This is a genomic window from Halomonas sp. ALS9, assembly GCF_001651035.1.
Classification (GTDB): Bacteria; Pseudomonadota; Gammaproteobacteria; order Pseudomonadales; family Halomonadaceae; genus Vreelandella.
In genome coordinates this window covers 42270-58108 of record NZ_LXRG01000076.1, presented here as the reverse complement: position 1 = coordinate 58108, position 15839 = coordinate 42270, and the positions used below count along the sequence as shown (strand labels likewise).

Here is a 15839-nt window from a genome sequence, read left to right as displayed (position 1 = left end):
TAGCTCTATCAACTAGCTCTATCAACAAGCTCTTTCGATAAACTTTATCAACAAACCTTATCAACACACCCTATCAACAAACCCTTTCAAAAAACCTTGTCAGCCCATTCAATCAACACCCCAAGCGCTGCTATTCATCGCGTCTGGGAGGTTGCGCTGTCGATTCGACACTCTACAGCACCATATAGAATAAAAAACATCATAATAATATCTTTATATTATAAAAAAAACGCCCTACCAGCACTCATTAATTTCTGCTATTTAGTTAACTCACTATGCAGGAAATTTGCCAGCAACCTCCGCGCCCGCTAACATCTGCCCACGCTTATCGCGATAGACATGAGGCGTGGTGAACGAGCGCCAATTGATCGCGTAATGACCGTTGCTCCATTTGAGGCAACGAAACAGTAAGAGCAACGCAAACGGAGAAGCAAATGGCTAATAATGTTGATGTCACCAACGCCAATTTTGAGCAAGAAGTCCTCAACGCTGACCAGCCTGTGCTAATGAAATTCTGGGCGCCGTGGTGTGGCCCGTGCAAAGTGATGGCCCCAGTCGTTGATGAAGTGGCTTCCGAGCGTCAAGATAGCCTGAAAGTCGTTAGCGTCAATGTCGACGACGCACCTGAAATTGCTGCCGAACAGGGCGTGCGCGGTGTACCTACCGTCATGCTGTTTAAGTCCGGTACCAAAGTCGCTTCACTGGTTGGCGCGCAGTCTAAATCACAACTGACGCAGTTCATCGAACAAAATGCTTGATGAATGCAGCTAGAAAATACAACTACCGCCGACACTGTCGGCGGTAGCCTTTTCACAACTCTTTACCTTAACTTTCAGTTATCTGAACTTCAGCTACCTTCACTTTAGCGCTTCCACGGCGGCAGACTAGCATCACTTGCTTGACCATCTTTAACGCGACGCTTTCCCGGCCCTAACAGCCGCGCGATCCAACGCGTTTCTGGGTGACTATCCAAGGCAATTTTCAGCGTCATTGTCAGCATCACTGAAAGCAGCATCCCCGCCGCCCCAAAGATCCACCCCCATACCACTAGTGATAAAAATGCTACAAAGGTAGATAGCCCTAGCGCCTGCCCCATTACCCGTGGCTCAATCAAATTTCCAAGCAAAAAGTTGATCACCAGATAGGCAGAAGCCAACAGCATCGCCTGAAATGCGCCACCATCCGGCGCAATCAGTAACAACAGTACTGGCGGTATCGCTGCCAGCGCTGAGCCAATATTGGGAATAAAATTTAGCGCAAACGCTAACACCCCCCACAGCAACGCAAACTCTACGCCAATAATCAGGCAAGAGAGCCAAACCAATATTCCCGTAACAAGGCTAATAGCTGTTTTCACGGCCAAATAACGCTTCAACGTTAAACTAAATTCGCTAAAGCGTTTCAAGCTGGGTGCGGGGTTTTCCAATGCTCGAGAGACCTTGTCACGCACATTGAGTGTTTCAAACAACATGAAGATGACCAGCAGCCCAACAATAATGCTCTGCATGAAGAGGTTGCCAAGCTGGCTCAATAGCGCGGGCATCCAGGAGCCTTCGTCCTCCCCTTCGAAGAGCGAGTTGATCTGATCAGGATTAATCGCCAGCCCCCGCGAAGACAGTGCATTGAGCAAATTCCAATACTGTTCGTAAAGCCGCGACTCAATATCGGGCAAGGCAGTTACAAAGGTACTGAAACTATTGACCACCAACAGGCCAATCAGCGATATAAAACCTAGCAACACCATTAAGGTCAGGAATGCCGATACCCTCATGCTCAGGCCACACCGATGTAGCCACTGCACAGGTGAGGTGCACACTACTGCGATAAAAATCGCCAGTAACAGCGGCACCAATAAGTCCGCGCCTACCTTCATGCCCGCAATAATCACTACCAGCGCGGCGAGGGCCAAGGTGGCATGGAGCGGAACGCTGCGGTAATTTTCATCCGACAATTTCGACATAACCTATCCCTAGTTTGTTGTCCATATATAATGGCTGTATTCGGCATATTGCACAAACCGTGCAAATAATAAGCAACTGTTTTACGTCCACTCTTCCGTGCTGAACTTTCTCTTCCTCTAGGCTTCCAAACTTCGTCTGCCCTAACTTCTTGAAACCGCTTTTTAAAATCGGGTATTAACCTAGCGGCACGATTGTCCGCTCATTAAGGAAGCCATCTATGAAAGCAATATCACCTATCTCTCCGCGGCTGCGCTCTCAATTTCTAAGCTACGGCCTGCTTGGCAGTGCCCTGCTGGCACTCCTAAGCGCGCCTTTAGCACACGCTTCACCGCCCCCTCCGCCACAACCCAGCCTACATGTTCAAGCGCAGTCATGGGTGGAGGTAGAGCCTGACAAAGCCACTTTAAATGCACGGCTATGGGAGAATACTCCCGCTCTTTCCACCTTGGAAGAGAGCGATAGTAGCGCACTTAGCGATGCCCGCGAGCGTTTGGAGAGCCGCGCCAGCGAATTAATCGAACAGATGGAAGCCACCGGCCTTGAACGCAACGCTATTAATGCGGGCTCACTGAATGTCTATCCTGAACATGTTCAAGGGCCACGCAAAGAAGACGGGGAGCATGAAACCCTGCAGCGCACGCGCCTTGAGCGCCCAATCACCGTCGAACTCACCGACCTGGATCAGTTAAGCCAAGTATTAGACGCGCTAATAGCCGCCGGTGTTAACTCACTGGACGGTGTTCAGTTTGACCTGCAAGACCGTGATGCAGCCACCGACGAAGCACTGGTTAAAGCGCTAGAGAAAGCGCAGCACAAGGCCAACTTGATGGCTGACAGCTTAGAGGCCGAACTTGGCCATGTGCAGCGCATTGAAGAGACCCAATCGCCTATTTTCCAACCACGCATGATGGCAATGCGGGCAGAAAGCGATTCTGCTGCCAACCAATCAGGTGCCGCCAGTGATTACAGCCCCGGCACCATTCGCATTGATGCCGGGGTTAGCGTTGAGTGGGCGCTTAAAGGGCCAGACGCTCCACGCCGCCCAGGTAGCGACGTAGCGGCTCAGGAATAGTTACCGAGCCATCCGCCTGCTGGTGGTTTTCAAGCACCGCCAGCAGGCAACGGCCTACCGCCAACCCTGAACCATTCAAGGTATGCAGCAACTGCGGCTTTTTAGCATCCGGATGGCGGTAACGTGCCTGCATGCGCCGAGCCTGAAAATCTTCGCAGTTAGACACCGAAGAAATCTCCCGGTAGGTCTCCTGGCTGGGCAGCCACACTTCCAAATCGTAAGTTTTCGTCGCCCCAAAGCCCATATCCCCCGTGCATAGCGTTACCACTCGATACGGCAGATCCAGCGCCTGCAGGATCGCCTCCGCATGGCCGCGCATCTCTTCCAGCGCTGCGTAGCTCTTCTCCGGCTCTACGATCTGTACCATTTCGACTTTATCGAACTGGTGCTGACGGATCATGCCGCGGGTATCGCGCCCGTGGGAGCCTGCCTCACTACGGAAACACGGCGTATGGGCGGTAAGCTTCATAGGCAAGGCCGACAGCTCAACAATTTCATCGCGCACAAAGTTAGTCAGCGGCACTTCCGAGGTGGGAATCAGGTGGTATTCGCGCTCATCGTCCAGCCTAAACAGATCTTCGCCAAACTTCGGCAGTTGGCCGGTACCCATGAGCGAATCACGGTTGACCATATACGGCACGTAGCACTCTTCATAACCGTGCTGCTCGGTTTGGGTATCCAGCATAAACTGGGCCAGCGCCCGGTGCAGGCGCGCAATCGGCCCACGCATAACCGCAAAGCGAGCACCGGTGATTTTAGCCGCCAGCTCAAAATCGAGATAGCCCGACTTCTTTCCCAAATCAACGTGATCCAGCACCGTGAAATCGAATGCCCGCGGCGTGCCCCAGCGGTGCAGTTCAACGTTATCGTCTTCGCTTTTGCCTTCCGGCACGCTTTCGTGGGGCAGGTTGGGAATACCGCTGATGGCGTCGTCCCACTCTTCCTGCACCTCGGCCAGTTCTTTCTTGGCGTTATCCAGGCGATCGCCTAAATCGCTGACTTCGTCCAGCAGCGGCTGAATATCTTCACCGTTAGCCTTGGCCTTACCAATCGCTTTGGAGCGCATATTACGCTCGTTTTGCAGCTGCTCGGTTTGCGTTTGCAGCTCACGGCGACGCGACTCCAGCGCCTGTAGCACCGCCTTATCAAGCACAAAGCCCCGGCGGGCCAGTTGATGAGCAACCGTGTCAAGATCACCACGCAGCAGTTTCGGATCGAGCATGAATCCTGTCCCTTGGCCTGAAAACAATAAAAGCAGCGCGCAGATGCGCGTGCGTAAAGGCAGCTATTGTAGGCAAAAGCGCGGGTGGGGGCTATGGGCGGTGCCACGCAGCACTTGCTTAGCAGCATTAAAGGTTAGATCAGTAAGATATTCTGTAGCACCACTAACCGAGTAGCGCGTGGTAAGCACCCGCGGATGCAGCGCAAAGCGCTGCTTGGAAGTTTGCAGCTACGTTTATAACTTCACTGAAATATCTTGGCTATCTATTCTTGTGCTAACATTCGTACACACATATTGGTTTGGAGCTCACCATGGACACCAGAATACAGTTTCGTGTCGATGAGGAAACAAAACGCTTAAGCCAACAAATGGCTGAGAGCCAGGGGCGTACGCTTAGCGATGCCTGCCGTGAATTTACCGAGCAGTTGGCTGAGCAACAGCGCAAGGTGTTATCTCACGATACATGGTTGACACAGCAAGTTAATCAGGCGTTTGAGAAATATGATGAGGGACAAGCTTCCTTTATTGATCATGAAAGCGCAAAAGCACAGATGGCTGAACGCAAAGCTAAAATCCGTCACCGAGCTAAACCATGATTTTTTGGGAAGAAGAATCGCTTAATGATCGGGAGGTAATCTTCGAGTTTCTTCACGACTTTAACCCTTTGGTGGCGGAGAAAACCGATAACCTTATTGAAACTAAAGCTGAAAACCTACTTGAGCAACCGTTGATGGGCGTGCAGCGAGATGGCATTCCAGGCAGGCTGCTTATCATCCCTGAGATCTCGATAATTATTTCCTACTGGGTCGATGGCCCCACTATTCGCATCATGCGAGTGCTTCATCAGAAACAGAAATTTCCAAGTGAGTGATCGACTCAACGAGACTGCAGATAGGTATATTTCTAGCGTATAAGTAGGCGCTATCCTCTATTGATCACTATGGCGAGAAGCGTGCCCTTCACCACGCTGCATCTCAACTCCCCATTTTAATAGCTACGCTTTAAGACCCATGGCCAGCCGCTAACTAAGCAGAATGTACGAATCAACCGCATGCGCTATGACTGCTCTGCATAACCACCCCCGCCCATTAGTCAAAAGTGATAGAGTGCCCGCCGATTCCACTAGCGAATCGCTGAATAATAGATTTTCCCACTTTTTGACAGGAGAAAGGCCGTGCAGGAAACAGCACAGCAAGGAAAGTTTGCCTGGTGGCGACGAATCGCACTATGGAAGAAGATTCTCGCGGGTTTGGCGTTGGGTATTTTGGCAGGCGCGCTGCTGGGTGACACCGCCAGCGTGTTTAAGCCGCTTGGCGATATTTTTATAAACGCCATTATGATGCTGATTGTGCCGCTGGTGTTTTCCACCCTGGTGGTGGGCATTACCTCCATGCGCGACCCTCAGAAAATGGGCCGGATTGGCGCACGTACAATCACGCTCTACCTGATCACTACCGCCTTTGCTATTTCCATCGGCCTGGTACTTTCAACCCTGCTGCAACCGGGCGTGGGCGTCGAATTAAGCTTTGACTCTGAGGTGGCCGCCAGCGAAGCACCATCACTGGTCTCTATCCTGGTAAATTTAGTGCCGCGCAACCCGCTGGACGCCCTGGCCAACGGCAACATTATGCAGATCATTGTGTTTGCCATTGGCCTGGGGATTTCGCTAACGCTGATTGGCGATAAAGGCGAGCCGGTGATGAAGGTGTTCGATAGCTTTGCCGAGGCGATGTACAAGCTCACTGGCATTGTAATGGCCTTCGCCCCGTTCGGCGTCTTTGGCTTAATTGCCCACGTCTCCGGCCAGTACGGTTTAGAGATACTGCTACCGCTGGCCAAACTGATTGGCGTGGCATACCTGGCCAGTATCCTGCACGTGCTAGTAATCTACTCAGGCTTTATCTCGCTACTGGGTCGGCTAAATCCTATGCGCTATTTACAGGGCAGCCTGGACGCTATTGTGGTGGCGTTCTCGTCCGCCTCTTCTGCGGGCACTCTGCCGGTCTCTATCCGCTGTGCGCAGAAGAACCTAGGCGTGTCCGAAGGGGTTTCCGGGTTCGTGCTACCCGTGGGCGCCACTATCAATATGGACGGCACCGCGCTTTATCAGGGCGTAGTGGTGCTATTTATTGCCCAAATGACCGGCACGGATTTAAGCATGATGGATTACGGCATGATTGTTGCCACCGGCACGCTGGCTTCCATTGGCACGGCGGGCGTACCGGGCGCGGGCTTGATTATGCTCTCGATTGTGATGGCGCAGGTTGGCCTGCCGTTAGAAGCCATCGCGGTGGTCGCTGGGATTGACCGTATTCTTGATATGGCACGCACCAGCGTCAACGTCGCCGGCGATTTAATGGTGACGACCCTGGTGGGTAAAAGCGAGGGTGAGCTCAACGAAGAAATCTACAATCGTCGCTAACGCTAGCATTTAAGCATGTGAACAGGCGCCTGCTGCGAGCAGTGAATAGCAGCAGGCGCTGCTACCCTCCTTGATACCCTTTTCTTCTAATACAGCAGTTGTGATTCGCGCGGTTTCTCGGCAACCTAGTCTCTATTGTCGACCACTTTCTAGCCGAGCACCGCTGCCATGCCTACCGCTTTTGATCAAACGCTCGACGCCATCGATGCCCTGCATGCTGAAGATCCACGTTCCACGATGCTTGCTGATGGCACGTCCATGCCCCAGGAACTGGCCTATGCTCAGCGCATGAGCGGCTGGCTAGACCATGTGCATAACGCACCGGATGAAGTGCTGCGCTTAGCCGTTCGCGCCCAGCACTTGCAGCGCTGGCTGGTGCCGCGGGAAGAGTATCCTGAAGGACGCGTGGGTTATTTAACCTGGCGGCGCGACCAGGGCAAGCGCGCTGGAGATACCACCGCCCAGTTGATGCGGGAGGCTGGCTACAGTGACGAAGACGCCAACCGAGCCAAAACAATGATTGGCAAAAAAGGCTTGGGCCGCGACCCCGACGTGCAGGCGCTGGAAGATTGTGCCTGCCTAGTGTTTCTAGAGAACTACTTTGCCGACTTCTCGCGCAAGATTGAGCACGACCACATGGTACGTATTGTGCAGATGACCTGGCGCAAAATGTCACCCCGCGCCCACGAGTTGGCCCTAACCCTGCCAATGACTGACGCCTCATTAGCACTGGTAAAAGAGGCCCTGGGGGCGGAATAAGGTGTGGAGTAAAGCGCTAGCGTGAGATGCAGCCGGGCAGCCGCTGCGGTAAAGTAGCGGTCTTCTTTTATTGCGCCCCCGGCACTGACGGCTTGATCAACTATGATTGCATCCTTGGATACCCGTACCGCCCCGTTTGAACGTTTGGGCAAAGATTACCTGCGATTTCTGCAAGCCCTCAAAACCCGCGGCTTTGAGGGCGAAATAGCCCCCGATTATGCCAACCGCACGGTGCTGGCAACCGACAACTCGATTTACCAGCGCTTGCCCCAGGCGGCGGTTTACCCCAAGCACGCAGAAGATCTTGAGCGCCTGACCCGGCTGGCCGCGCAAACCACCCATCGAGGGATTGTGTTAACGCCCCGCGGCGGCGGCACCGGCACTAACGGTCAGTCGCTGACAGACGGCATTGTGGTGGACATCTCCCGCCATATGAACCAAATCCTTAACATTGATGTTGAAAACCGTCGGGTACGCGTCCAGGCCGGGGTGATCAAAGACCAGCTCAACGCTGCGCTAAAACCCCATGGGCTGTTTTTCGCCCCAGAACTCTCCACCTCCAATCGCGCCACCCTTGGCGGCATGATCTCCACCGATGCCAGCGGCCAGGGCAGCTGCGAATACGGCAAAACCCGCGACCATGTACTGGAACTCGATACCGTTCTGATCGGCGGCCAGCACTTGCACAGCCGCGCTTTAACCTCGGACGAAGAGCAGACCGAACGCCAGCAGGAAGGGATTCTAGGCCGTGTGCATACCACTGCCGCCGAGATTATCGATCAGCAGCGCGAGCTGATTGCGGCAACATTCCCGCCGCTCAACCGCTGTTTAACCGGCTACGATTTAGCACACCTGCGCACTGATGAAGGCCAGCTTAATCTCAACAGCTTGCTGTGCGGCTCGGAAGGCTCATTGGGCTTTTTGAACGAAGCGGTGCTGAATGTGCTGCCGATTCCCAAGCACTCGACGCTGGTCAATGTGCGCTATACCAGCTTTATGGACGCGCTACGCGATGCCAAAACGCTGAAAACCGCCAGCGCTCGGCCCACCTCTATCGAAACCATCGACGACACCGTGCTGCAACTGGCGATAGAGGACTTTGTTTGGGACAGCGTGGCGGAATTCTTTCCGGCAACCGAAAACGCGCCGATTCGCGGCATCAACCTGATCGAGTTTAATGACGACGATGAAAGCGCCCTCGCCGAACGGGTAACGTCATTTATCGAACAACTGAGCCAAGACACCAGCGTCGAGCGGCTGGGCTACACCCTGGCCGAAGGGCGCGGGCAGATTCAGAAAGTCTACGCCATGCGCAAACGCTCGGTGGGCCTGCTCGGCAACGTCCAGGGTGAGAAGCGCCCGATACCGTTTGTGGAAGATACCGCCGTGCCGCCTGAGCATCTGGCGGACTTTATCGCCGAGTTCCGCGCCGCGCTGGATGCCCGCGGGCTCTCTTACGGCATGTTTGGCCATGTAGATGCGGGGGTATTGCACGTTCGCCCGGCCATCGATATGAAGGATCCCGAACAGGAGAAACTGATTCGCGCGGTCTCTGACGAAGTGGCAGCGCTTACCCAAAAATACGGCGGTTTGCTGTGGGGCGAACACGGTAAGGGCGTGCGCTCGGAGTACGCGCCCAAGTTCTTTGGCGAACTCTACCCCAGCCTACAGCGGGTCAAAGCCGCCTTTGATCCGTTTAACCAGCTTAATCCCGGCAAGATCGCAACGCCTTCCGAGAGCAGTGACCTCATTGCCAAGGATAGTGACCCTGATCTGTTGACCATTGACGGCGTACCCATGCGCGGCCAGCTCGACCGCACCATCGACGAGCGCGCTTGGCAAGCCTACGACGCCGCGGTCTACTGTAATGGCAACGGCGCTTGCTATAACTACGACCTTGACGACCCCATGTGCCCCTCATGGAAGGCCACCCGGGATCGCCGCCACTCGCCCAAAGGCCGCGCCAGCCTGATCCGCGAATGGCTGCGCCTGCAGTCCCAGGCGGGGATTGATGTGGTAGAAGAGTCACGCAAGAAGAAAGCCGAAGGCGGCTGGGGCTTTATTAAACGCTTTCCGCTGCGGGTGGCGAACACGCTAAGTCGCCAGCAACACCATGACTACTCCCACGAGGTTTACGACGCCATGGCGGGCTGCCTGGCGTGTAAATCCTGCGCAGGTCAGTGCCCCATCAAGGTCAACGTGCCCCAGTTCCGTTCGCAGTTTTTAGAGGTCTACCACGGCCGCTACCTGCGCCCGCTGCGCGACTACGTGATTGGCGGCACCGAGTTTATGCTGCCCACCCTGGCCAAGGCCGTGCCGCTATATAACGCGGTGATTGGTCAGCGCTGGGTGGAAAAACTAATGCGCAGCACCTTAGGCATGAGCGATTCCCCCGCCCTCTCTCGTGCCAGCGTTAAGAAACAGCTGAAGGCCTGGGGCATTGCCGAGGCAACGCCGCTCTCGCTGGCGCTATTAACCGAACAACAGCGCGCCAACAGCGTGATTATTGTTCAGGACGCCTTTACAACCCACTTTGAAGCCAAGCTGGTGATGGACGTGGTAGAACTGCTGTCACGCCTCAATCTGCGCGTGTTTGTGATGCCCTTCTCCGCGAACGGCAAACCGCTTCAAGTGCAGGGCTTCTTGGGCGCCTTCGAGCGCACCGCTGCCAAGCAGGCCGAGCGGCTGCGCACCCTGGCCCGTTTTGATATTCCCATGGTGGGTATCGACCCGGCGATGACGCTGACCTATCGCCAGGAGTACGTTAAAGCGCTTGGCAATGAGGCCGTACCAGAAGTATTCATGCTGCAGGAGTGGCTGGCGACGCGCATCAATATCCTGACGCCCAGTCAGCTTAAGCTCACCGACCCGGGCTTTAAGCTGCTTTCCCACTGCACCGAGAAGACCAACGCGCCGGGCAGCCCCAAAGCGTGGCAGCAAGTCTTTGCGGCGTTTGGTTTAGAGCTTGAGCTAATGGCCACTGGCTGCTGCGGTATGTCCGGCACCTACGGCCACGAAACCCGCAACGCCGCCACCTCAAAAAAGATCTACGCCCAATCCTGGCAGCCCCAGGTAGAGGCCGATGCCAACGCGGACAAGCTGTTGGCGACCGGCTACTCCTGCCGCAGTCAGGTAAAGCGTTTCTCGAATCAAGTGCTGCCTCACCCACTACAAGCCCTGTTGTTAGCGTTAAAGCGCCGCTAAAATTTGTACACACATTGAACCTTGTATAACGTTGACATGACTAACGGGCGATAGTGTTAAAACTGTCGCCCGACTTATTGATTCGTTTTCAGGAGCCTTCTTGTTGCCTCTCTCCCCCACCCTGGCCCGCCTGGGCGCTGGCGTTGTGCTAATAATAACCCTAATGCTAAGCCTCGTGGCCACGGCCCTCGCTCAGCAAAGCCGCGTTGAAACCAAGGTGGTTGAAGATACTCCCCGAGTAGACGTATTGCCGCTCACCGGCAGCGTCAGCGCCCCGCAAACCTCACAGCTGTCGAGCGCTGAAGAAGGCCAAGTCATTGAATTAACGGCTGAAATAGGCGACAGGGTGACTCAAGGCCAGTCGTTGCTCTCACTTGATACCCGCGATATCACGCTAGAAAGCCAGCGCGCCCGCGCCGATTTGGCTCAAGCAGAAGTCGATCGCAACGAAGCCCAACGTTTGGTGAGCGAGGCCAATCAACTTTCAGCGCAAAACTTTGCCGCCAGCGAGCGCCGCCAGCGTGAAAGCCGATTAGCAGCGGCGCAGGCCACTCTTGAAGCCCGCCGAGCGGATTACGCCCTTACTCAGCTACAGCTTGAGCGTCATCAAGTCCGTGCGCCCTTTGACGGCATGGTCACTCAGCGGGAGAGCAATATCGGTGAGTGGGTTAGCCCTGGCGACACCCTGCTCACCCTGGTCGATTTAGTGTCTCTTCGCTTAGATTTCTCGGTACCGCTCTCCGCCTATCAGCGCTTTGAGGGCTCACAGCTAGAGGTGCGTTTGGAAGGCAGTGATGAATGGCTCTCGGCACGAACCGTTGCACGCATTCCGCTTGATGCCAGTTCACGGCAGTTTCTGCTCCGTGCTGTACCTGAAAAGCCACTGGAAATGCTACCGGGCATGGCGGTGGAAGGCCGCTTGCAGCTCAACGGCGAAAGTGGCCCCAGCGTGCCGCGGGATGCGTTAATCCGCCGCCCGGATGGCAGTGTCAGCGTTTGGATCGCCCGCCAAAACGCCCGTCAAGACGCCCGTCAAGAAGAGGACACTTGGCGGGCGTTTGAACAGCGGGTTGAGATCGGTAGCAGCCACCAGGGCGAAGTCGCTATCAACGAGGGCCTATCGGCGGGTGACCGTGTCATTGTCGTCGGCAACGAACGCCTTGAAGAGGGGCAAAACGTGTCCCTGAGCGACGACTAAAGGAGCCGCCCTCAGCTATGTTTGCCGCTATTATCCGTCACGGCATCTTGGTTAGCGTGATTACGCTGATCCTGTTGATTCTAGGTATCGCTGCCATCTGGCGTATTCCGGTGCAGATGATCCCCGACCTGGAAACCCGCGTAGTGGGCATCGAGACCCAGTGGCCGGGTGCGACACCGCAGGATATTGAAAAAGACATCTTGATCGAGCAGGAGGAGTTCCTGCGCAATGTGCCCAACCTGCAGCGTATGGAGTCCACCGCCAGCAGCGGCAGCGCCGAAATCGAGCTGGAGTTCCCGTTCGGAGTGGATCTCACCGAAACCTTGATTCGGGTAAACAATGCGCTTAGCCAAGTACCCTCCTATCCCAACAACGTCGATCAACCGCGCATTGTCGCCAACTCTTTTTCCGCTAACGCCTTTATGTACTTTAACGTTGGCCCACGGGAAGGCAACCCGCGCCAGCTCGATATGCCGGCCATGCGCGACTACCTGGAAGATAACGTGCGCCCACGCATGGAGAGCGTTGCGGGCGTATCGGAGGTCACGGTGTCCGGTGGCGCCGAACGGCAAATGCAGCTTCTTATCGACCCAGAGGCGCTCGCCGCTCGCGCGTTGAGCATTAGCGATATTCAAGCGGCCCTGCAGGCGCGCAACCAGGATGTTTCTGGCGGCAACTTAGAGAGTGGCAAGCGCCGCTACTTACTGCGTACCGTGGGCCGCTTTGAGGATGTTGAAAGCCTAGAAGCGCTGATCCTCAGCCGCGAAGGCGACGCGGTCACCCGACTGAGCGATGTCGCCGAGGTGCGCCAATCCTATGCCGAACTCACCTCGCGAGCGTACAACTCGGATGGCGACCCGGTGCTTAGCGTGCAGGTTCGCCGGGAGCCAGGCGCCAATGTCATCGATATCAAGCGCGCCATGCTGGAAGAAGTAGAAGCGTTGAACGACGGGCTGCTGTTGGAGCAGGGTATGCGTATGACGCTCTCCAACGACGACGTGCGCTACGTGGAGTCCTCCATTGCCAATGTGTGGGTCAACCTGGGCCTGGGTGCGCTGTTTGCCACCCTAGTGATGTACGCTTTTCTACGCTCGGCGCGCGCCACGTTTGCTGGTGTGATCGGTATCCCAATCTGCACCATCGCTGCTTTTCTAGGCCTGCTACTGGCAGGCCGCACGCTCAACGTTATCTCCCTGGCGGGCGTTGCTTTTGCCATTGGCATGACCATTGATAACACCATCGTGGTACTGGAGAGCATCGAGACTCAGCGCCGCCGTGGGCTGGCCCGCTTTGAAGCGGCTCTGGAGGGCGTTAAGCAAGTATGGCCCGCCGTGCTGGCTTCTACGCTGACGACTATTTTAGTCTTTGTGCCGATCTTCTTTATCCAGCAGGAGGCTGGTCAGCTCTACTCCGATATCGCCGTGGCCATCTCGACCTCGATTATTGTCTCGATGGTAGTGGCGATCACGGTAATTCCCACTCTCGGTGCGCATATCGATTTTCGCGGCAAGGAGAGCGCTTCGACGTCGTCTCCACGCTGGGTACGCGGCTGCTTGTGGGTAGTGGATAACATGGTTCGTACGGCTGCTCGGCGTTTTCTCGCTATCGTAATGGGGATTGCCGGGGGCTTTGCGATTTTTATCTGGCTAACGCCTCCCGCGGAGTACCTGCCCGAAGGTGAAGAGGCCAAGACCTTTGCCAGCATGAACGCCCCGGCGAGCTATAACCTGGCGACCATGGATGCCATTGCCCAAACCCTGCAGCGTGAGCTTGAACCCCATGTAGGCGCCGATCCTGAAGGCTTCGAGCGTGGCGACACCGATGTTCCACCGATTCGCACCATGGGCATTCAGGCCGAAGCCCAGAGCCTGCGCATTATTGCGGAAACCATCGACCCCACCCATATCGACGCTTTGATGGACGCCCTCACCCAGCGCTATGAACAGTACCCGGATATGCGCGCTTTCGCCGCCCGCGGCTCGATTATCTCCAGCAATGATGGTGGGACGCGCAGTATTACCCTGGATATCGCGGGCAATGATTTAGACGAGCTTTATACTACCGCCAATGCGATTTACCAGCGCGCCCAGACGGTTTTCGACAACCCGCGCATTCAGTCGCGCCCCTCTGCGTTAGACCTTGGCCAGCCGCTGATTGAAATTTACCCTGACTGGGAGCGCGCCGCCGAAGTTGGCATAGATACCGGCGAGCTGGGCACCACCGTGGCGGTGCTTACCAACGGCGCCTACCTGGATGATTTTTATCTCGACGACGAGAAAATCGATCTTTACGGGTACGGCCCCGAAGCAGGCGATATTGACCTGGATGCCCTGGCTACTCTGCCAATTCACACCCCGTCGGGCATTAACGTTCCTCTCAATACCCTCGCTGAAATCCGCGAAACGGTCGGCACCGCCACGCTACGCCGAGTAGATGGTCGCCGCAGTGTCACCCTGGACGTTATTCCACCGCGCAGCGTGGCGCTGGAAGCCGGCATCGAGCGGATGCAGCGTGAGGTGATCGACTACTTAGGCGATGAAGGCGAGCTGCCCGCCAACATCAATGTCACCGTGAGCGGTGCGGGCGATCAGTTAGACGCCACTCGCCAGGCGCTGACCGGTAATGCGCTGATTGCGCTGGCGATTGTGTATCTGCTGCTGGTGGCAATTTTTGCCCATTGGGGTTACCCGCTACTGATTCTGGCCACCATTCCGTTAGGCGCTGCGGGCGGGATTGTCGGGCTCTGGCTGATGAACAGCGTAGGCGCTCAGCTGCCAAAAATAGGCTTAAATGCCATCAGTCAGCCGTTCGATATGATTACTATGCTGGGCTTTTTGATTTTGATGGGCACGGTGGTCAACAACCCGATACTGGTGGTGCATCAGGCGAGGGAGAATCTACGCACGGCGAACATGGGGGTTCGTGAAGCCGTTCAGCAGGCAGTGGAAAGCCGCCTACGGCCTATCGCCATGACCACTCTCACTACCCTGTGCGGCCTTTCACCGCTGGTATTTCTACCGGGGGAAGGCACCGAGCTTTACCGCGGCGTCGGTGCCATTGTGCTATTCGGACTACTCGGCACGGCTATCGTCACCGTTACTTTTCTGCCCGCCCTTACGGTTGCCGTGCTCAGTTGGAAAACCAAAAAGGCGAACTAAAAGCTGTGGGTTAGAAAAACAGCCGCTTAAGCGCTAGGCCGGGATCGCTTTCGCGCATAAAGGCTTCGCCAACCAGGAAGCCATTGACGTTATGGTCGCGCATCAGTTCAACGTCATCGCGGGTATGAATGCCGGATTCGGTAATCACCGTGACGCCTTCGGGAATACGTGGCAGCAAATCAAGGGTGGTATTCAGGCTGGTGTCAAAGGTGTGCAGGTTACGGTTATTGATACCCACTAGCTTTAGATCAAGCGCGAAGGCCCGCTCTAGTTCGTCCGCATCGTGGACTTCGACCAGTACATCCATACCCAACGCAATAGCCTGCTGGTTCAGGTCGCGTAGCTGTGCGTCGTCCAGTGCAGCCACGATCAGCAAAATGCAGTCCGCGCCAATCGCTCTCGCTTCACTGACCTGGTAGCCGTGGGTGATAAAGTCTTTGCGAATCACCGGCAGCGTGCAGACATCACGGGCAGCAATCAAATAGTCTTCGTGTCCCTGAAAAAAGTCCGCGTCGGTGAGTACCGACAAACAGGCCGCGCCGCCCTGGGCATAGCTTTTGGCAATATCCGAAGGATGAAACTCTTCACGAATCACTCCCTTTGAGGGCGAGGCTTTTTTCACCTCGGCGATGATGGCCGGATCCCCCTCCGCAATGCGCGTGTTGAGCGCATCGATAAAGCCACGCGGTGCGCTTTGCTGCTTCCCGAGGGCGAGCAGATCTGCCTCTGAAACGGCCTGACGGCGCTCGGCCACTTCCTGCTCTTTGCGAGCCAGAATGCGCGTTAAAATAGTCGGCGTTGCCTGTTGAGTCATGATGATCTCGTCTTGTTTAAATACTTATC

General features: G+C 55.6%; 12 protein-coding genes. 9 read left to right on the top strand and 3 right to left on the bottom strand.

Annotated features, from left to right (window positions below; all coding sequences use genetic code 11):
- Positions 1 to 434 precede the first annotated feature (434 nt).
- Positions 435 to 758 carry a thioredoxin gene (gene trxA, locus A6R74_RS06430; RefSeq protein ID WP_064233632.1) on the top strand — a complete coding sequence of 108 codons (324 nt, stop codon included), beginning with the start codon at positions 435 to 437 and terminating at the stop codon, positions 756 to 758.
- 104 nt (positions 759 to 862) lie between these two features.
- On the opposite strand, the gene A6R74_RS06425 is transcribed toward trxA, so the two are convergent.
- Positions 863 to 1960, bottom strand: coding sequence for an AI-2E family transporter (locus A6R74_RS06425; RefSeq protein ID WP_064233631.1), 1098 nt, complete (start codon positions 1958 to 1960; stop codon positions 863 to 865).
- 218 nt (positions 1961 to 2178) lie between these two features.
- On the opposite strand from A6R74_RS06425, the gene A6R74_RS06420 reads away from it, so the two are divergent.
- Entirely contained in the window at positions 2179 to 3033 is an 855-nt protein-coding gene (locus A6R74_RS06420) for an SIMPL domain-containing protein (protein WP_064233630.1), read from the top strand.
- Here the strand turns inward: A6R74_RS06420 and serS are convergent.
- A complete protein-coding gene (gene serS / locus A6R74_RS06415; RefSeq protein ID WP_064233629.1) occupies positions 2978 to 4255 on the bottom strand; it encodes a serine--tRNA ligase in 1278 nt (425 codons plus the stop codon). The genes A6R74_RS06420 and serS overlap by 56 nt on opposite strands.
- A gap of 311 nt (positions 4256 to 4566) precedes the next feature.
- Between serS and A6R74_RS06410 the strand changes: the two genes are divergently transcribed.
- The 7 genes from A6R74_RS06410 to A6R74_RS06380 all read left to right on the top strand — a co-directional run bounded on the left by A6R74_RS06410 (position 4567) and on the right by A6R74_RS06380 (position 14996).
- Entirely contained in the window at positions 4567 to 4851 is a 285-nt protein-coding gene (locus A6R74_RS06410) for a type II toxin-antitoxin system RelB/DinJ family antitoxin (protein ID WP_064233628.1), read from the top strand.
- On the top strand, positions 4848 to 5126 hold the full coding sequence (locus tag A6R74_RS06405) for a type II toxin-antitoxin system RelE/ParE family toxin (protein WP_064233627.1): 279 nt from the start codon (positions 4848 to 4850) through the stop codon (positions 5124 to 5126). The genes A6R74_RS06410 and A6R74_RS06405 overlap by 4 nt, the downstream gene beginning before the upstream one ends.
- 303 nt (positions 5127 to 5429) lie before the next feature.
- On the top strand, positions 5430 to 6677 hold the full coding sequence (locus tag A6R74_RS06400; RefSeq protein WP_064233626.1) for a dicarboxylate/amino acid:cation symporter: 1248 nt from the start codon (positions 5430 to 5432) through the stop codon (positions 6675 to 6677).
- A gap of 168 nt (positions 6678 to 6845) precedes the next feature.
- Positions 6846 to 7436: a DUF4202 domain-containing protein gene (locus A6R74_RS06395; protein ID WP_064233625.1), complete on the top strand. Its 591-nt coding sequence runs from the start codon at positions 6846 to 6848 to the stop codon at positions 7434 to 7436.
- 102 nt (positions 7437 to 7538) lie between these two features.
- The gene (gene ydiJ / locus A6R74_RS06390; protein WP_064233624.1) at positions 7539 to 10640 is read left to right on the top strand and encodes a D-2-hydroxyglutarate dehydrogenase YdiJ; all 3102 of its coding nucleotides are present in this window, start codon (positions 7539 to 7541) and stop codon (positions 10638 to 10640) included.
- Between the two features lie 103 nt (positions 10641 to 10743).
- Positions 10744 to 11838 carry an efflux RND transporter periplasmic adaptor subunit gene (locus A6R74_RS06385; RefSeq protein WP_064233698.1) on the top strand — a complete coding sequence of 365 codons (1095 nt, stop codon included), beginning with the start codon at positions 10744 to 10746 and terminating at the stop codon, positions 11836 to 11838.
- A gap of 17 nt (positions 11839 to 11855) precedes the next feature.
- Entirely contained in the window at positions 11856 to 14996 is a 3141-nt protein-coding gene (locus tag A6R74_RS06380; protein WP_064233623.1) for an efflux RND transporter permease subunit, read from the top strand.
- A 10-nt stretch (positions 14997 to 15006) separates the two neighbouring features.
- Here the strand turns inward: A6R74_RS06380 and trpC are convergent, their stop codons facing one another.
- Positions 15007 to 15810 (bottom strand): indole-3-glycerol phosphate synthase TrpC, encoded by an 804-nt coding sequence (gene trpC / locus A6R74_RS06375; RefSeq protein ID WP_064233622.1) that lies wholly within the window; start codon positions 15808 to 15810, stop codon positions 15007 to 15009.
- Positions 15811 to 15839: the final 29 nt, after the last annotated feature.